The 16,988-nt window shown below is 55.4% G+C and carries 16 protein-coding genes; 10 read left to right on the top strand and 6 right to left on the bottom strand.

Annotation, left to right across the window (positions count from 1 at the left end; translation table 11 throughout):
• Nucleotide 1: 1 nt before the first annotated feature.
• The gene (locus ANT_RS04275) at nt 2-379 is read right to left on the bottom strand and encodes an ArsR/SmtB family transcription factor (protein WP_049784813.1); all 378 of its coding nucleotides are present in this window, start codon (nt 377-379) and stop codon (nt 2-4) included.
• A 153-nt stretch (nt 380-532) separates the two neighbouring features.
• Entirely contained in the window at nt 533-1,030 is a 498-nt protein-coding gene (locus ANT_RS04270; RefSeq protein WP_013559280.1) for a rubrerythrin family protein, read from the bottom strand.
• Between the two features lie 153 nt (nt 1,031-1,183).
• Here ANT_RS04270 and ANT_RS04265 point away from each other — a divergent pair, with 153 nt between their 5' ends.
• Nucleotides 1,184-2,113, top strand: coding sequence for an NAD-dependent epimerase/dehydratase family protein (locus tag ANT_RS04265; protein WP_013559279.1), 930 nt, complete (start codon nt 1,184-1,186; stop codon nt 2,111-2,113).
• 3 nt (nt 2,114-2,116) lie between these two features.
• On the opposite strand, the gene guaB is transcribed toward ANT_RS04265, so the two are convergent.
• Entirely contained in the window at nt 2,117-3,556 is a 1,440-nt protein-coding gene (gene guaB, locus ANT_RS04260) for an IMP dehydrogenase (protein ID WP_041454626.1), read from the bottom strand.
• Nucleotides 3,557-3,603: 47 nt separating this feature from the next.
• On the opposite strand from guaB, the gene ANT_RS04255 reads away from it, so the two are divergent.
• From ANT_RS04255 to ANT_RS04215, 9 genes are read left to right on the top strand one after another with little or no spacing between them, the layout of a single operon-like run.
• A complete protein-coding gene (locus ANT_RS04255) occupies nt 3,604-4,197 on the top strand; it encodes a DNA-3-methyladenine glycosylase (RefSeq protein ID WP_013559277.1) in 594 nt (197 codons plus the stop codon).
• Between the two features lie 7 nt (nt 4,198-4,204).
• Complete coding sequence (locus tag ANT_RS04250) at nt 4,205-5,170, top strand: NeuD/PglB/VioB family sugar acetyltransferase (RefSeq protein WP_041454624.1); 966 nt, start codon at nt 4,205-4,207, stop codon at nt 5,168-5,170.
• Nucleotides 5,127-5,552 (top strand): bactofilin family protein, encoded by a 426-nt coding sequence (locus ANT_RS04245; RefSeq protein WP_013559275.1) that lies wholly within the window; start codon nt 5,127-5,129, stop codon nt 5,550-5,552. The genes ANT_RS04250 and ANT_RS04245 overlap by 44 nt, the downstream gene beginning before the upstream one ends.
• Nucleotides 5,553-5,557: 5 nt before the next feature.
• A complete protein-coding gene (locus ANT_RS04240) occupies nt 5,558-6,313 on the top strand; it encodes a CPBP family intramembrane glutamic endopeptidase (protein ID WP_013559274.1) in 756 nt (251 codons plus the stop codon).
• Nucleotides 6,310-7,947 carry a proline--tRNA ligase gene (locus ANT_RS04235; protein ID WP_013559273.1) on the top strand — a complete coding sequence of 546 codons (1,638 nt, stop codon included), beginning with the start codon at nt 6,310-6,312 and terminating at the stop codon, nt 7,945-7,947. Before ANT_RS04240 ends, ANT_RS04235 begins: the two co-directional genes overlap by 4 nt.
• A gap of 1 nt (nt 7,948) precedes the next feature.
• Nucleotides 7,949-8,926: a hypothetical protein gene (locus ANT_RS04230; RefSeq protein WP_013559272.1), complete on the top strand. Its 978-nt coding sequence runs from the start codon at nt 7,949-7,951 to the stop codon at nt 8,924-8,926.
• Between the two features lie 30 nt (nt 8,927-8,956).
• Nucleotides 8,957-10,138, top strand: coding sequence for a DegT/DnrJ/EryC1/StrS family aminotransferase (locus tag ANT_RS04225; protein WP_013559271.1), 1,182 nt, complete (start codon nt 8,957-8,959; stop codon nt 10,136-10,138).
• Between the two features lie 3 nt (nt 10,139-10,141).
• Nucleotides 10,142-11,050 (top strand): PH domain-containing protein, encoded by a 909-nt coding sequence (locus ANT_RS04220; RefSeq protein ID WP_013559270.1) that lies wholly within the window; start codon nt 10,142-10,144, stop codon nt 11,048-11,050.
• 7 nt (nt 11,051-11,057) lie between these two features.
• Entirely contained in the window at nt 11,058-11,930 is an 873-nt protein-coding gene (locus ANT_RS04215) for a DUF92 domain-containing protein (RefSeq protein WP_013559269.1), read from the top strand.
• An 87-nt stretch (nt 11,931-12,017) separates the two neighbouring features.
• On the opposite strand, the gene ANT_RS04210 is transcribed toward ANT_RS04215, so the two are convergent.
• From ANT_RS04210 to nuoL, 3 genes are read right to left on the bottom strand one after another with little or no spacing between them, the layout of a single operon-like run.
• Nucleotides 12,018-13,469 (bottom strand): NADH-quinone oxidoreductase subunit N, encoded by a 1,452-nt coding sequence (locus tag ANT_RS04210; protein ID WP_013559268.1) that lies wholly within the window; start codon nt 13,467-13,469, stop codon nt 12,018-12,020.
• 12 nt (nt 13,470-13,481) lie between these two features.
• Complete coding sequence (locus tag ANT_RS04205; RefSeq protein ID WP_013559267.1) at nt 13,482-14,981, bottom strand: complex I subunit 4 family protein; 1,500 nt, start codon at nt 14,979-14,981, stop codon at nt 13,482-13,484.
• Nucleotides 14,982-14,990: 9 nt separating this feature from the next.
• Nucleotides 14,991-16,988 carry an NADH-quinone oxidoreductase subunit L gene (gene nuoL, locus ANT_RS04200; RefSeq protein ID WP_013559266.1) on the bottom strand — a complete coding sequence of 666 codons (1,998 nt, stop codon included), beginning with the start codon at nt 16,986-16,988 and terminating at the stop codon, nt 14,991-14,993.

Raw genomic sequence — 16,988 nt, 5'->3', positions numbered from 1 at the left:
CTTAACAGAACGGTTTATTTGAGTTTGGATTGCACAAAGAGCAGGAACACCCCTCGATGGGGGCTGTAAAAAAGTACTCTATTTGCTCTTGAGACACGCCTTTCATCCTTGCGCCTTCATAAATCAGGGGTAGAACAGATGGGTTGCTCAGTTTGTAGTACACAAATCTTCCCTGACGGCGTGAAATCACCCACCCGTTCTTTTTAAACACCTGGAGATGTTGGGAAATTGCCGCCTGACGGAGTTTCAGAACCGCCTCAAGGTGGCAAACGCAAACTTCCCGCTCGCCAATCGCCAGCAGGATTCCCAAACGGGTTGGCACAGCCAGCACTTCAAAAAAGTCAGCGATTTCCTGTAAAGCCGCAGAAGATATATTCATGACGATGAATATATTATATAAAATTGAGATTCTCAGACAAGCGCTGAATGGCATACCCTAGTTAAGACAAAATTAACGGTTTAACAAGAGTGAGGGCTTCGCGCTCATCAGACGGAAGCCCTCACCACGGAGAAGGAACCTGGTAATGTTGCCTTAAGAAACTTTGATGAATTTGCTTCCCGGTGCGCCGCAGACAGGACATTTCTCCGGCGCATTGCGCGGATGGGTATGACCACAAACCGGACAAACGTAGTAGTCGTATGCTTCCATGTCAGAACTTAACGACTCCAAAGCCTCGCGATAGAGCATTTCGTGGGTTTTCTCCACTGCCATGGCATATTCAAACGAAGTTTTTGCCCGTCTGTTTCCTTCGCGTTCGGCTTGCTCTACAAATGGCGGATACATGCTCACCCATTCATGGTTTTCACCGCCGATTGCACTTTTCAGATTCTCTTCGGTCGTCCCGATTCCGCCCATTGCCCGGAAATGATTGAGCGCATGAATGAATTCTGCTTCTGCAGCAGCGCGGAACAAGCGAGCCACCTGTGGGTAACCTTCTTCTTCCGCCTTTCGAGCAAATGCCAGATATTTGTTGCGTGCCTGCGACTCTCCGGCAAAAGCCTCGGCAAGGTTTTTCAAGGTTTCATCCATTCTACACCTCCATAATACATTTTCTTCATTATGAACCACTTCATTAAAGATAAGCGGTAATACTTGTCACATGTAAAAAAGAACAAAATCATCAAGCATGCTATAATCGAAACACTGGATTTTTAGGAAACGCTTTCACGAAGAGCAATGACGATGAGATTTCTGATTACTGGCGCGGCTGGATTTCTTGGCTCGGCACTGGCAAACCAATTGGTGCGTGAAGGGCATAGCGTACGTGGACTGGATGACCTCTCTACCGGCTCACCCGATGCACTCCTTCCCGACGTTCACCTGACTCGCGGGGATATCAACGATCGTCCCAAACTGTGGACGCTGTTGCAGGACGTGGATTGTGTCTATCATCTGGCGGCACGAGTCTCCGTGCCCGAGTCGGTGCTTTACCCGCGCGAATACAATCACGTCAATGTAGGCGGTACAGTGACCCTGATGGAAGCCATGCGCGATGTGGGCGTGCGCCGGGTGGTGCTGATTTCTTCCGGGGCGGTCTACGGCGAGCAGGAACACCAGCCCCTCTCTGAAGATGCCCGTCCACAACCACGCTCGCCTTATGCGGTCTCTAAACTCTCTGCCGAGTATTATGTCAACACCATCGGCAGGTTGTGGGGTATCGAAACCGTAATCCTGCGCGTGTTCAACGCCTACGGTCCGGGACAGCATTTGCCCCCCGTTCATGCCCCCGTGATTCCGCACTTTTTAAAACAAGCCTGGAGTAACGGCACCATTGTGGTACACGGCGACGGCAACCAGACCCGCGATTACGTCTTTGTGGACGATGTGGTCAACGCTATGGTAGCGGCAGCAAGCGCGACCCAGATAAACCAGAGAATTATCAATGTGGGAAGTGGCACCGAAACCAGCGTCCGCGAACTGGTGCAGTTGATTCTGGAAGTCACCGGCAGTCACCCGCAGGTGATCTATAATCCGCGCAACGACGGCGGGGTTCAACGCATGTGCGCCGACATCACCCTGGCGCGGGAGTTGCTTGGCTATCAACCTACCGTGGGACTCCGCCAGGGGTTGCAGTTAACTCTTGAAAAGGACGCTCGTATTCGCCAGCGTTAGGGGCTAAATTTTGCTGACATCGTGTGCCCCGGACTCGCGGTAACCTGCCTGGGTAATGGGCACAAACTCAGCGTTCTTCCACAATTCCTCAATGGTGTGCGCACCAGCATAACTCAGCCCTGAACGCAAGCCGCCCACGAATTGATGCAGAATGTCCACTACCGTGCCCCGGGCTGGCACAATGGCTTCTACACCTTCCGGGACAACCTCCCCCCAATCTTCTTCGCTGATTTCGCCCTTCTCGATGGCTTTGCGCTGGATATTGGCAGTCAGCGACGCCATACCGCGCACCACCTTATAACGGCGTCCTTCGCGCACCACGGAAGCGCCCGGGCTTTCATCTGTTCCTGCCAGTGCACTGCCCAGCATCACTGTGCTGGCACCTGCCGCCAGCGCCTTGACCAGATCGCCTGAATTGCGCACCCCACCATCGGCAATAATTGGCACACCCAAGCGTTGACCCTCACGAGCACATTCCAGAATTGCGGTGAGTTGTGGAATGCCAAAGCCGGTCACAACACGGGTGATGCAGATCGAGCCTGCACCTACCCCTACCTTGACAGCATCGGCGCCGGCTTCTGCCAGGTCGCGCACGCCTTCGGCCGTTGCCACATTGCCGGCAATGATGGGTACAGAGAGTTTTTTCTTCAGTGTTCTCAGCATGTCAAGAACCAGGTCGGAATGGCCATGGGCAATATCAATCACCACCACATCCGCACCTGCCTCCACACAGGCTTGAGCGCGTTCTACATCTTCCCCCCGCGCACCCACCGCTACCCCCACCATCAAGCGCCCGCGGGCGTCTTTGGTGGCATTAGGGTGTTCCTGGATTTTGACGATATCCTGCGCAGTGATTAATCCCACCACACGATCATTTTCGTCCACCAGCGGCAACTTTTCGATACGGTGTTGATACAGTTTTTCTCGTGCCGATTCCAGCGTTTCCTCTTTCCCTGCCACAACCAGCCGTTCACGTGGCGTCATCACCTGGCTCACCGGAGCATCGCCATTCACCGCCAGCAAGACATCTCGGGTCGTCACCATCCCCAGCAGTTTGCCTTCATCAGAGACTACCACCAGCCCGCCAACCTCTCGTTCTGCCATCAACTCCCGTGCCTGCTGGACCGTTGCGCTGGCGGCAATGGTAATGGGATTGTCCACAATCATGCTTTCAGCACGTTTCACGCGCTCCACCATCTCCACCTGTTGCGGGATGGTCATAAAGCGATGCAAAATCCCAATGCCTCCCTGACGTGCCATAGCAATTGCCATGCGCGTCTCGGTGACGGTATCCATATTGGCAGAGACAATGGGAATTTTGAGGCGGATTTGTTTTGTCAGGTAGGAAGACGTATCCACCTGTTTACGACTGCGCACATCGGAACGGCGCGGCACCAGCAACACGTCGTCAAACGTTAAGGCAACATCCGATCGAATCTTCATGGGCACACCTCTCTAGGGGAACGCCAAACTTGTTGTACAATACCCACATGTCTGATCAAGCGCTCCCTGTAGAATTTTACGACAGAAATACGCTGGATGTAGCCCGTTCCTTGCTGGGAATGCGGTTAATTCGGAAATTCGATTCCATCCGTTTGGTCGGAATCATCACCGAGACGGAAGCCTACCGTGGTGAGGAAGATCTTGCCTGCCATGCCCGCGCCGGACTGACTCCACGCACCAGAGTCATGTTTGGCAGAGCCGGGCATGCTTACGTGTACTTTACCTATGGAATGCACTGGTTGCTGAACGTGGTCACCGAGCGAGAAGGATTCCCCGCGGCTGTACTTATCCGCGCAGTACGGGTTGTAGAAGGCGAAGCCTGGATTCGCGAACGGCGCAAGGGAGTACCTCCAAAGAACTGGACGGATGGTCCCGCCAAACTGTGCCGCGCCTTTGAGATTGACGGAAAACTCAACGGCGCAGACCTCACCGTGACCGAGAATGGGTTATGGATTGCCCGCGGGCAGGACATTCCTGAGGAATATATCGAGCGCACTGCGCGCATCGGCATTGATAGCGTGCCGGAGCCCTGGCGTTCTATCCCCTGGCGGTTTCGCGCGCGTGATGAATTCATGGTATAAAAAGAACATGCAATTCGTTCCTGTCTGCGTCCCTTCTTTGGCATCTTCCGAAATTTTTGTTTTGAAAGAATGGCAAGTGCGCGAGGGTATGTGGCTTCTGGCGGGACAGCCGGTAGCCACTCTGCTTTCAGGCGTCGAAGAAATCCCCGTGTTTGCGCCGCAGTCGGGCAGTCTTGCAGGGGTACATCACCATCCCGGAGAGGTTCTGCTGGCAGGCGCAGTCATTGGCTGGATTCAGCAAAGCGACTACACTTCTGGCGATTACGACCCGGATGCAGTGCTGGTGTATGGGGGCGGCGGACATGGACAGGTACTCCTGGAACTCATCCGCCAGGCAGGGCACTTCCGCCTGGTGGGTGTGGTAGACGACCGCCTTTCCCGCGGTGAGACCCTGCTGGGTGTGCCGGTGCTGGGCGGCGCTGAATGCCTGGCTGAATGGCGTCGAAAAGGCGTAGGGCTGGCAGTCAACGGCGTGGGTGGGATTGGCAATCCTTTGGCGCGGGAAGGTGTGTTCACCCAACTGGAACAAGCCGGGTACTTCTTCCCCACCTTGGTGCATCCCCGTGCCCTGGTAGAGCCTGCCGCTATTCTGCACCCCGGCGCGCAGGTGCTGGCAATGGCTTACGTGGGGCCCTGCGTGGAAGTAGGGTTTGGTTCGCTCATCAATGTGGGCGCCATTGCCTCGCATCACTGCCGTCTGGGGCGGGTTACCAACCTTTCACCGGGTGCCACCCTGGCTGGCGGAGTTTCTCTGGGAGACTATACGCAAGTCGGCATGCAAGCGACAATCAATGTGAACATCCGTATTGGAAAACATTGTCTGATTGGCAATGGCGCCACCGTCAAAGCCGATGTTCCGGACGGAACGCGTGTGCGCGCCGGTCACATCTGGCCCCCTCTCCATTCTTCATCTCAATCTGGAGGTACATATGTTTCGCAAGACTCCCCCGCAAACTCCCCCGCCCAACCCTAACATGCCCGTAGAGCGGGTCACCTCGGTGCTGGGACCCGGTATTCTGTGGAAAGGCAACCTGCGAGGAACCGGTGGCATCCGCATTGAAGGCACTTTTGAGGGAGATATTACCTTGCGCGGGCTGGTAGTAGTCGGCGAGACAGGTAAAGTAGTGTGTCAGACACTCCAAGCTAACACGGTGATTGTGGCTGGCACGGTCACCGGCAACATCACCGCCGAGAAACTGGAAATCCGTGGAACAGGGCGCGTATGGGGCGATGTCATCATCAGCGCACTGGCTACCGAAGAAGGTGGATTCCTGCGCGGGCAGGTGCGCATGGAAGAAAAAATCGAATTTCCACTGGAAACCTCATCCTCTGAATCTTCGTCGGAGACTGCATAACCCCAATGGAACTAACCCCTTCATGGATTGTTATACTTACCGAGTGGCTGGGCGTTATTGCCGTAGCCTGGCTTCTTTCTGCGACCCCGCGCTTTCGTAAACAAACCGTAGGTTTTCGATACGCCCGCCGGGACGGCATCGTCGCCCTGACCGTGGGTGGTGTGCTGGTGCTGATAGGGTGGATTTTTGCCTCATCCAGCCCGGGCAAAATGCTTTGGGAACTCATCCGCCTTCCGGAGCCTGCCCGGAGTCTCAATCCGCTGTTCATCCTTGCGATGATCAGTCTGGTTATCACCCTGGCGGCGCTTTTCCTGCGCGGACAACCTCTCAAAGGGGCAGGGTGGAACACCACTAACCTGCGGTTGGGAATACAAACCGGGCTGGCACTTGCTCTGCTGACCATCTTCCTGCGCAACCGCGTCATGGACGTACTGAATGGGCTTTCCCGTGAGGAAATCGCTTATTTGCTGGTAGTCCTGGGGATTGCCCTCGCTGAAGAGACGATTTTCCGGGGTTATGTGCAGATGCGCCTGTGCTGGTGGCTGGGAGAACGTCAGGGCGTGCTGGCAACAGCGGCACTCAATACCCTGTGGCGGCTGCCCCTGCTTCTGGCATCGGGAGCATACATTGTGCTGTGGCTCAATCTGGTCATTATGATCGGTCAAGCCATCCTCTCTGGATGGCTAATGCAAAAGACCGGCAGTGTACTGACCACTATCCTGTACCGAACAACCTCTTTGTGGATGAACTTTTACACATGAGTCCTGTAACCTATTTTACACAACTGTTTACGCAAACCCGCCGGCAAGCCCCGGCTGATCTGGAACGTCCGGGACAGCAGTTTCTGGTGCGGGCAGGGTACATCCACCCCGTAGCGGGTGGAACGCCTTTCCTGCCGCCCCTGGGCACGCGCGCTTTGAATCGGATGCGCAAAACGTTTCTCGAAGAGATTAAAGCACTGGGAGGAATGGAAATCCATTTGCCCCCTTCTGGCGAAAGAGCCGACCTGGCGCACCTTCCTCTTCTGGATTTCCTCTCCGTCCATTTGCGCTCTCACCGTCAACTACCAGTGTTGTGGTTCTCTCTCAACCAACGTCCTCAAGAAACACCTCAACGGGGGGGCGGACTGCTTTCTGCACGCTCCCAAACTGTCCTAGAAATCATCAGCCTGCACCGCGAAGAAAGCGAACTGGAACGCACCTCGGCAGACCTGGCGGGTACCTTGCTGGGCTTCCTGCGTGGACTTTCTCTGCCTCTGGTCGGTGGAGAAGACCTGCCCTTTGCCGGACTGCAAACCGGACAGGCATGGATGATTCCTCTGGAGATTGGCGAAGAAAGGTTGCTGATATGCGAAGAATGCGGCTACACCGCCGCCTCAAGCGCAGCGCGTTTTGCCCGTCCTGAACCCGTCTCAGATTCTCCCCTTCCTCTAAAAAAAGTCCCCACGCCGGAATGTAAAACCATCGCCGACCTGGCAAAGTTTCTGGGTATCCCTGAATCGCAAACCGCCAAGGCAGTGTTTTTCACTGCCCGGCGCGAGGGGAAAGAGGAACTGATTTTTGCCGTGGTGCGCGGCGACCGCGAGGTGAACGAAGCCGCCATCCGGCGGGCAACCGGCGCTGAGGCACTCTTCCCCGCCTCAGAGGAAGCCATTCGCGCCGCGGGAGCCGAACCCGGCTACGCCTCTCCCGTAGGGCTGAAAGGCGTGCATGTCATCGTGGATACCGAGATTCCCGGGACGCCCAATCTGGTCGCCGGAGCAAACGAGGCAGGCTATCACCTGCTGAACACCGTCTACGGACGCGACTACACCGCCACACAGGTTGCCGAAATCGCCCTGGCACAACCCGGATACGCCTGTCCGGAATGCAGAGAGCCTCTGAGTGAAACGCGCGGGCTGACGGTAGCCCGCAGTATACGCTTTTCATCCGATTTCATTCGTGATAGAGGATTGAATTACTTTGATGAAAACGGTCAATCCCGACCGGTTTGGATGGAAATCCATACCCTGAACCTGACGCGCACCTTTGCCTGCCTGGCAGAATTGCGTCACGACAACTATGGACTGATTCTTCCGCCCCAGGCATCTCCCTTCGAGGTGCATCTGGTGGTATTACCCGGAAAAGAAAATGGTGTGGCATCTGCCCTGCCCGAAGTGCTGAAACAATTGGAACAAATGAATCTTGACGTGCTGGTGGATGACCGCTCCGAAAGTCCGGGGGTGAAATTCAACGATGCCGACCTGATCGGTGTTCCTGTCCGCCTGACGTTAAGCGAGCGCTCGCTTCAGCAAGGGGGGATTGAAGTGCGCAAACGCTGGGAGAGCGAGCGCCAAACTATTCCGCTGGAAGACCTCTCCGATTGGATTCGCAAATCTTTATCTCAGAGGGGATAACATGAAACGTTTCCTGCAAATGCTCATCGCCTGCTTCAGTATTCTGGGCGTCACCCTGGCATGCGCGCTGGATACACCCACGCCATCTCCGAGCGTTTCCACCCAACAAGAGCAAAGCATCTACCGCGGGCTGAATGCTTTTTCCAGTTACCGCCGTCAGGCAACCATTTTGTTCAAAGGACAGGATGAAAACGGCGCGCCCCTGGAAGTACAAATGGACTTTCTGGAAGAGGTCAACCGCGATGAGCAAGCCCAGCATCGCATGAGCCGGATTGTTCTCCCCAATCTGCCGCCGGGTTCATTTGAACTTTATCAAATGGGAGACCGGCAATACCTGGTCAGTTCAGAGATCAGTGCCTCTTTCCCCTGTATCATGCTGCCTCAGGTAACAGAACAGGAAGATAACGTCCTGAAGTTTGACAATTTATTCGAAGGCTTGAGCCTGGGCGAAAAACTGGGCACCCGCACTACCTTCAACGGTATTGAAGCCGACCATTTTCGCGTGGGCAATTTGCGCCTGAGTTTGGGAACTCCGCAACAATGGAACGCCGAGGTATGGGTAGATGCCCAACACTCTACGGTGCTGTACTTTAAAGGCTCTGCCGAAGGTGAATTTGCCATTGAAGGACATGCCGCCAAAGGTACGCTCTCATGGGAATACTATCTGCTGGATCTTCAGAATACCCATGTTTCCCTGCCTAAAGAATGTGATAACCTGACTTTGAAAGACCTTCCCTTGCCTTTGAAAATTCTTTCTGCGGGTTGGCAAGGCTCTCAATTGACTCTGAAGATTGCTCAGTCGGCTCAAGAAGCCGTTAACGAACTGCGTAATGCCCTCGTCCAGAGCGGATGGGAACTCACAGCCGATGCCGGCACAGGCGAAGTTTTTACCCTCAGCGCAACCAAAGAGGGAAAGGTGCTTCAAATCACTATCCGGTCTTTAGAAAAAGGCAGTCAGGTGGAAATCAACCTGCCCTGATTTCTTCAAAGAGGCGTTAAAATTCAAGTCATGAGTTCAAAACAACCCGTTGTCCCAATGTCTTCCCCCGACCTCACCGATTTGGAGAGGGAAGCCGTTCTTGCCGTCCTGCACACCCCCCATCTGAGTATGGGGGAACGCATTCGCGAATTTGAAGAAGCCATCCGACGGTTTACCGGCGCGCGCTTTGCCATTGGCGTGAATTCGGGAACTGCGGGATTGCATTTGTGCATCCGTGCCGCCGGGGTACAGCCCGGCGATCTGGTGCTGACCACCCCTTTTTCTTTCGTGGCATCCACCAACGTCATCCTGTACGAAAATGCCATCCCCGTCTTCGTGGACGTTGACCCGCAGACCGGAAACATGGATGTGGAGCAAACCGCCCAAGCCCTGCGCGATTTGAGCGAAGGCGGCAAAGCAACACAACGCTGGCTCCCCCGTCATCTACCCGTCTCCCCACAACGTCTAAAAGCCATTCTGGCAGTGGATGTGTTTGGTCAGCCGGCTGACATGGACGAACTCCGTCATCTTGCCGACCAGTACGACTTGCACCTCATTGAAGATGCCTGCGAAGCCCTGGGGGCGGAGTACAAGGGGCGCAAAGCGGGCATGCTGGGCGATTGTGGGGTGTTCGCCTTCTACCCCAACAAGCAAATTACCACTGGCGAGGGGGGGATGATTGTCACCGACGACGAGGACGCCGCCATGCTGATGATGGCTTTGCGCAATCAAGGGCGTGCTCCCGGCGACACATGGCTTCAGCATACTTACCTGGGCTACAACTATCGTCTGGATGAGATGAGCGCAGCACTGGGCACGGCACAAATGAACCGCATCGAAACCTTGCTGAACAAGCGCGAGCAGGTAGCACGCTGGTACATGGAACGCCTTGCGGAAATCCCCGCAGTGGAAGTGCCGTACATTGCCCCCCAAACCACCCGGTCCTCGTGGTTTGTCTTCGTCATCCGCCTAGCGCGGGGAATCAACCGTGAAGAAGTGGCTCAAAGACTGGAAGAGAAAGGAATTCCCGTGCGCCCTTACTTCCTGCCCATCCACCTGCAACCTTATCTGGTGGAGCGATTTGGATACCAACCGGGGGATTACCCGGTGACGGAAGACCTGGGCGCACGTGGTCTGGCTCTGCCCTTCTCCAGTGTGATGACCGAGGAACAGGTTGAAACTGTGTGCCGGGCATTGCAATCCGTTCTGTGAGGCATGGAACTACCTGCGCTGTTTACCCCACCCCGCCGGTACGGCTTGATATTTTTAAGCCTGGTTACGTTGATCCTGACAGGTGCAGGTGGATTGAGCATTGCATTGAGCACCTCTCAACAGGAACAAAGCCGCTTTACCGGCTTGCTCTTGTTTGGGGTTATCCTGCTGGTGCCTGTGCCTCTGATTTTATATGCCCTCTACAGTTTACTGCGAGGGCAATATATTCTTGAAAGAGAGGGACTGCGTCTTCGTTGGGGGTTACGCGCTGAGGACATTCCCATGTCCCACATCGAGTGGGTGCGCCCGATGAAGGAACTGGGCTTCCGTGTGCCTCTGCCATTGCTGCGTTTTCCGGGGGCTGTGCTCGGAAATGTCTATTCCCATGAACTGGGTGCCATTGAGTTCCTGGCTTCCGATCCCGACTCCATCCTGCTGATTGCCACACCCGAGAAAATCTACGCCATTTCACCGGAGAACGTCTCGGCCTTCATGCGCGCCTACCGGTACGTGGCAGAACTGGGCAGTTTACAGCCTATTTCCTCGCAGTCCATCCGCCCAATGGTCTTTCTGGCACACATATGGCAGGATCAGATTGCCCGGCGCTTGATTCTGACGGGTGGAGGGTTGTTTCTTGCCCTGCTGGTAAGCAGTGGGATAGCCATTCTCACCCGCGCAACGGTACCATTGGGATACTCTCCACAAGGGGCATCTCTTGCCCCCGTTCCCTCTATTCAAATTTTGCTTTTACCCGTTCTGGGTTTGCTCTTCCTGGGTACAGATTGGATTATAGGGGTGTACTTTTATCGGCAAGAACGCACTCTCCCTGCAGCCTACCTGCTATGGGGAAGCGGTGCGGTAACTCTTCTTTTGTTTGTGCTTGCTACCTGGATTTTCATGCTGGCGGGGTAAATTTGCTATGCTCTTGAAACTGCTTCTGGGCGTTTTCTTTGCATTGCTGATCACCGGTGCGGCAGTTCGAATGCGCGCTTTAAGTCCTTCAGGGTTCTGGGCGGCATTAGCCTTGGGCACAATCATCTTTGGACTGGGCGGGCTGGCATGGGCGATTGCCCTGCTGACTTTCTTTGTCTCTTCTTCTCTGCTCTCCCGTTTGTGGGGAAAACAAAAACGTTCCCTGGAAGAAAAGTTCTCTAAAGGACATCAGCGCGATGCCTGGCAGGTGCTTGCCAATGGCGGATTGGCAGGCGGGATGGCTCTTCTCCACGCTTTTATTCCTCACTCTCCCCTTCCCTGGGTCGGCTTCATCGCCGCGCTCGCCGCCGCCAACGCCGATACCTGGGCAACCGAACTGGGAGCCCTCAGCCCTGTTTCCCCGCGGCTCATCACCACTCTGCGCCCCGTGGAACGGGGCACTTCAGGGGGTATCAGCCTGTTGGGAACACTGGCAGCGCTTTCCGGCGCGGTTCTGCTGGCATTGGTCGGCGTCCTGTTCTGGAACGGCTTCATTCTGCCCATTCCTGCCGGTGTGCCTTTTGTGCTGGTAGATTTGTTGGGAGGGGTGCCGATGCTGCCTCCGCCTGGCGGCGCAGGGTTGTGGTTCATGATCTTCTCTCTCAGCGGGTTGGCAGGTTCGCTGGTCGATTCCCTGCTTGGCGCAACCGTCCAGGCCATTTACCGCTGTCCTGCGTGTGAAAAAGAAACCGAGCGTCATCCCCTGCACACCTGCGGGACTCGCACCCATCTCCTGCGGGGCTGGAGGTGGATGAACAATGATGCTGTTAATTTCCTCTGCACCTTCTCTGCATTCGTCCTTTCCATCCTCTTCCTGTAAACATCCTCTTGGAGTTTCCAAGGAAAAACAAAGCGGGCGTTCTCTCTCAAGAGACGCCCGCAAGGATTTTATATCTCTGGGGGGAGTTTACGGGAAACGCAGGAAAGCCGCCGTTGCCCAATCCAGAATCTGCCAGGGGATGAACGCCAGCAACAGGGTTGCCCCTGCCGAAACTACCGCCAGCAGGTTGACCCACACTTCTCGGCGGGCTTCCACCTCGCCCGGCTGCATGAACATCACCACCACCACACGCAGGTAGTAATAAGCCGAGAAGAGGGAAGTCAGCAAGCCAATCAGCGCCAGCCAGACCAGACCGCCTTCCAGCGCGGTGCGGAACAGATAAAACTTACCCCAAAAGCCCAGTGTAGGCGGGACACCGATGAAGGACACCATAGCAATCAGCATCGCTACTGCCAGCCAGGGATGTCGTCGCGCCAGCCCGGCGTAACTGGTAATTTCCAGGTCTTTGCCTTCGGCTTTCTCCACTGCCGCAACCACTGCCCAGGCGGCAAAACTGGTAAACAAATAGCCCACCATGTAGAACAGCCCTGCAGCGACCGCATGCGAGGCCACTTCACCCTGTCCGTAAGGGACAAACGCCATGAGCAGATAGCCCGCACTAGCGATGCTGGAATACGCCAGCAGACGCTTGATATTGGTCTGCACCAACGCCAGCACATTGCCCACAATCATGGTCAAAGCCGCCAGCACGCCCAATACGGGCGAAATTTGCGCTGAGAGCGATGGGAACGCCACCACAAACACCCGCAAAAGCGCCGCCAGTGCGGCAATCTTCACGCTCACCGACATCCAGCCGGTGACGGGTGTAGGCGCGCCCTGGTACACATCCGGAGCCCAGGAGTGGAAAGGTACAATTGCCAGTTTGAAGGCTAAGCCAACCAGCAATAAGGCAACCCCCAGCATCAAGAAGATGTAATTTGCTGTACCGCTTTGCATAGCGGCAACAATTCCCGCCAGATTGGTGTGCTGGGTTGCACCATAGAGGAAAGCCACCCCATAAAGGAGAAACGCCGAGGAAAACGCACCCAGCAGGAAGTATTTGAGCGCGGCTTCTTCCGAAGAGATTTTGCCGCGAATCAGCCCGGACATGACGTACAGAGGGATGGAGAACAGTTCCAGCGCAAGAAAGAGGATGATGAGGTCATAGGCTTGCACCATCATCATCATCCCGGCAGTAGAGATGAGCATCAAGGCACAGCATTCACTGCGTTCGATGTTCATGCGGCGCATGTAGTCATATGCCAGCATGACCGCAAAGAGCGCAGCAATCAACAGCAGGGTGTTCGTGAAAGAGGCAAAACCGTCCAGCACTACCATGCCGTTGAAGCCTGTCTGGGAATATCCCGTCAGAGCCAGATTCACCCCCAAACCCGCAGCCGCACCAAGCCCTGCCAGCAAAGGAATGATAGCCTTGCGTTCTTTAGGGAGGAATAAATCCACAACCAGCATCATCACGCCCCAAGCCAGCAAAACCACTGCTGGAAGGAGGGTAAGGACATCGTTCAAAGTGATCATCATCGCCTCCTCACCTTAGCGGATTGCCATCGCCGCGGTCTGCACGGTAGCGAGCAGTTGCGAGACGGTGGGGTTCATCAGATTGAAGAAGAAAGACGGGTACAACCCAATCCACAAAATGACAATCATGATGGGCAAAAGGGTAAGCACTTCGCGCAGGTTCATATCTTTGAGAGATTGATTTTCCGCATGTTTGACGGGGCCTAGGAAAACGCGCTCAAACATCACCAGCAGGTACACCGCCGCCAGGATGACACCCAGCGCGCCCAACCCCGCAAACCACGGCGACCCCAGGGTACTGGAAGAGAACGAACCCAACAGGATGGTAAATTCACCCACGAAGCCGTTGAGGGCGGGCAAGCCCGCCGAAGAAAGGCTGATAAACAACATCACTGCGCCCAAAACAGGTACCACTTTCCAGATACCACCGTAGGCAGACATCTGACGAGTATGACGACGTTCGTAGAGCATGCCCACCAGCAGGAAGAGGGCGCCCGTACTCAGCCCATGATTGACCATCTGCAAAATACTTCCAGCCAACCCCTGAGCCGTCAAGGCGAAGATTCCCAGCATGACAAAACCCAAATGGCTCACCGAGGAATAGGCGACCAGTTTTTTGACGTCCGTCTGGGCAAAGGAAACCACCGCACCGTACAGAATACCAATCACCGCCAGAACCGCCATGTAAGGCGCCAGTTGCAGCGTGGCTTCCGGAAAGAGCGGCAGGTTGAAGCGCAGGAAACCGTATGAACCCATCTTCAGCAACACACCCGCCAGAATGACCGAGCCAGCCGTAGGCGCTTCCACATGCGCATCGGGCAACCAGGTATGCAGGGGCCACATGGGGACCTTGATGGCAAATGCCAGAGCAAATGCCAGCCAGAGCCACACCTGCGCTCCGGCAAAAACCTGACGGGCAAGCACCAGATCGCTCAAAGAGAACGTGCCAGCAGTCAGCCCCAGGTAGAGGATGGCAAGGAGCATCAGCACCGAGCCAAACATGGTGAAGAGGAAGAACTTCACCGCTGCATAAATGCGCCGTTCTCCTCCCCAAATCCCAATCAGGAAGTACATGGGGATGAGAGTGAACTCCCAGAAGATGTAAAACAACACCAGATCCTGGGCGGTGAAGACCCCCAGCATGCCCGTTTCGAGGAGCAGGAAGAAAATCATGAAGCCTTTGACCCGCTCCTGCACGGCGCTCCAGGTCGAAAGCAACGCCAGCGGCGTGAGGAAGGTGGTCAACAGGATCATGAGCATGCCCAGCCCATCCACCCCCATGGCAAAGGTGACTTGCGACTCCGCCAGGCGGAACCAGGGCTGATCAAAGACTAGTTGCAAGCCTCCCTCACCCATGCGGAACTGCGCCAGTGCCCAGAGGGAAAGGGCAAACGTTACCAGTGAAGTGATCAACGCTACCCAGCGCAATGCCGTTTTTTGTTCCTCTTTGAGGAAAAGGAGAACCAGAAATCCCACCAGCGGGGAGAAAGTGAGCAAAATCAATGTATAGTCCATGGGCTCTCCTTAACGCACCCAGATAAGATAAGACAGGATTGCCGTTACACCCAGAACAATCAGCAGGGCATAGGAACGCAGGAAGCCGTTCTGAAATACCCGCAAGCCTTCGCCTGCGCGTACAGAAAGCCATGCCAGCCCGCCGGAGATGCCATCAATGACGCCCTGATCCACTGGCGTGGCGAGGAAACGTGCCAACGCCTCATATGGACGCACAAACAAGGCGTGATAGAGTTCATCCACTTTCCATTTATTCGCCATACCCCGCCACAACACGCCAAGCCGGGTCAACGGGTCGGGTTGTTTGGCATCCGAGAGCGGATTCGTTACAGCGTAAATGGCATAGGCTAACCCCAATCCACCCAGCGCAACCAGAACCGAGATCAGTGCGGTAAGCGGGGCAAACTCGGAAGGCTTAATCCCCTCCAGAGTATGCTCCAGCCAGTGCTCCAACCCCCAACTACCTGGGAAATTCAGCAAACCACCCAGCACCGAGAGAATTGCCAGCCCAACCAGCGGCAGCGTGATGATAGCGCCATTTTCGCGTGCCGCGCCTGCCGCACGGGTACGCACCGTGCCGCTGAAGACCATCACCAGTTGACGCCCCATGTAAAAAGCCGTCAGGAAAGCAGTAATCAACAAAATCCAGAAAATCGCCGGATGATTTTGCTCAGCAGCATGGAGAATTTCATCTTTAGAGAAGAAACCCGACAACGGAGCAATCCCTGAAAGCGCCAGCGCACCGATCAGGTAAACCCAGAAAGTCAGCGGCATGCGGTCTTTCAACCCTCCCATGTTGCGCATGTCCTGCGGATCAAAGTCATCGTGCCCGTGTTCATCGGCATGAGCATGAGCGCGGGCATGTCCCGCCTCAACGCCCAGGATGACCGAACCTGCAGCCAGGAAGAGCAGGGCTTTGAAGAAAGCATGCGTGGTGAGATGGAACATCGCAGCCACCCCAGCGCCCATACCTGCCGCCGCCACCATAAAGCCCAATTGAGATATGGTGGAATAAGCCAGCACGCGCTTGATGTCAAACTGAGCAATGGCAATCGTGGCAGCAAAGAGCGCGGTCAGTGCCCCCACCCAAGTCACCACGGTTTGGGCTTCCGGCACCAGACTGTAAAGCGGGGTGGATCGCACCACCAGATACACACCTGCTGTAACCATCGTGGCGGCATGGATCAATGCCGAAACAGGCGTGGGACCAGCCATAGCATCGGGCAACCAGACGTAGAGCGGAATCTGCGCCGATTTTCCCGTTACGCCCAATAGCATGAACAGCGTCATCGCCAGAAGCACACCCGGGGTCGCCGCGGCAAGCGCGGGAGCCTGCTCAAACACTCTGGCAAACTCCAGCGTGCCAAAATGCTGGTACATCAGAAACAGGGCGATGAGCAAACCAAAATCACCCACCCGGTTGACCACAAACGCCTTCTTAGCCGCCTGGGCATTGGCAATGCCGTCCTTGCCTTTTTCAAACCAGAAACCAATGAGCAGGTAAGAACATAAGCCAACGCCTTCCCACCCAACAAAAAGCATCAGGTAGTTATCGGCGCTGACCAGAATCATCATCATGGCGATGAAGAGGTTAAAGTACACGAAGAAGCGGCGATAGCGTCCCGGATCACCATTGTGACGCACGTCCTCGTGCATGTAGCCTGCGGCGTAAATATGGATGAGCAAGCCCACCCCCGAAACTACCAGCATCATGGTCACCGAGAGGGTATCCACGCGAAACGCCCAGTTGACCACAAAATCGCCCACCTGAATCCAGGTCAGGAAGGGGATACTGGCGCCTTCCGGATGGGATTGCAGGGCAAAGAACAAAGTCAGCGCAACCCCAAAGGATGCCAGCGTTGCCAAACTGGCTACCGCGCCCGCAAATTTCTCGCTGAATCGTTTGCCAAAAAGAAGATTCAAAATCAAGCCGAGGAGAGGGAAGAAGACCACCCACGGGACGGCTTGAAAGGCAGGCAGAATTTCGTTCTGAGTTACTAGCGGCAT

Origin of the sequence: Anaerolinea thermophila UNI-1 (assembly GCF_000199675.1) — a bacterium.
In the GTDB taxonomy this organism is placed as follows: domain Bacteria; phylum Chloroflexota; class Anaerolineae; order Anaerolineales; family Anaerolineaceae; genus Anaerolinea; species Anaerolinea thermophila.
The sequence above is the reverse complement of the archived record's forward strand: the minus strand, read 5'-3'. Positions and strand labels throughout refer to the sequence as shown.

Excerpts from the sequence above, each read along its gene's own strand:
- ANT_RS04225 (WP_013559271.1), top strand. The coding sequence starts at position 8,957 with ATGAGTTCAAAACAACCCGTTGTCCCAATGTCTTCCCCCGACCTCACC.
- ANT_RS04205 (WP_013559267.1), bottom strand. The coding sequence starts at position 14,981 with ATGGACTATACATTGATTTTGCTCACTTTCTCCCCGCTGGTGGGATTT.
- ANT_RS04230 (WP_013559272.1), top strand. The coding sequence starts at position 7,949 with ATGAAACGTTTCCTGCAAATGCTCATCGCCTGCTTCAGTATTCTGGGC.
- ANT_RS04215 (WP_013559269.1), top strand. The coding sequence starts at position 11,058 with ATGCTCTTGAAACTGCTTCTGGGCGTTTTCTTTGCATTGCTGATCACC.
- ANT_RS04250 (WP_041454624.1), top strand. The coding sequence starts at position 4,205 with ATGCAATTCGTTCCTGTCTGCGTCCCTTCTTTGGCATCTTCCGAAATT.
- ANT_RS04245 (WP_013559275.1), top strand. The coding sequence starts at position 5,127 with ATGTTTCGCAAGACTCCCCCGCAAACTCCCCCGCCCAACCCTAACATG.
- ANT_RS04265 (WP_013559279.1), top strand. The coding sequence starts at position 1,184 with ATGAGATTTCTGATTACTGGCGCGGCTGGATTTCTTGGCTCGGCACTG.
- ANT_RS04220 (WP_013559270.1), top strand. The coding sequence starts at position 10,142 with ATGGAACTACCTGCGCTGTTTACCCCACCCCGCCGGTACGGCTTGATA.
- ANT_RS04235 (WP_013559273.1), top strand. The coding sequence starts at position 6,310 with ATGAGTCCTGTAACCTATTTTACACAACTGTTTACGCAAACCCGCCGG.
- ANT_RS04275 (WP_049784813.1), bottom strand. The coding sequence starts at position 379 with ATGAATATATCTTCTGCGGCTTTACAGGAAATCGCTGACTTTTTTGAA.
- ANT_RS04270 (WP_013559280.1), bottom strand. The coding sequence starts at position 1,030 with ATGGATGAAACCTTGAAAAACCTTGCCGAGGCTTTTGCCGGAGAGTCG.
- ANT_RS04210 (WP_013559268.1), bottom strand. The coding sequence starts at position 13,469 with ATGATGATCACTTTGAACGATGTCCTTACCCTCCTTCCAGCAGTGGTT.
- ANT_RS04255 (WP_013559277.1), top strand. The coding sequence starts at position 3,604 with ATGTCTGATCAAGCGCTCCCTGTAGAATTTTACGACAGAAATACGCTG.
- guaB (WP_041454626.1), bottom strand. The coding sequence starts at position 3,556 with ATGAAGATTCGATCGGATGTTGCCTTAACGTTTGACGACGTGTTGCTG.
- nuoL (WP_013559266.1), bottom strand. The coding sequence starts at position 16,988 with ATGCCGCTAGTAACTCAGAACGAAATTCTGCCTGCCTTTCAAGCCGTC.
- ANT_RS04240 (WP_013559274.1), top strand. The coding sequence starts at position 5,558 with ATGGAACTAACCCCTTCATGGATTGTTATACTTACCGAGTGGCTGGGC.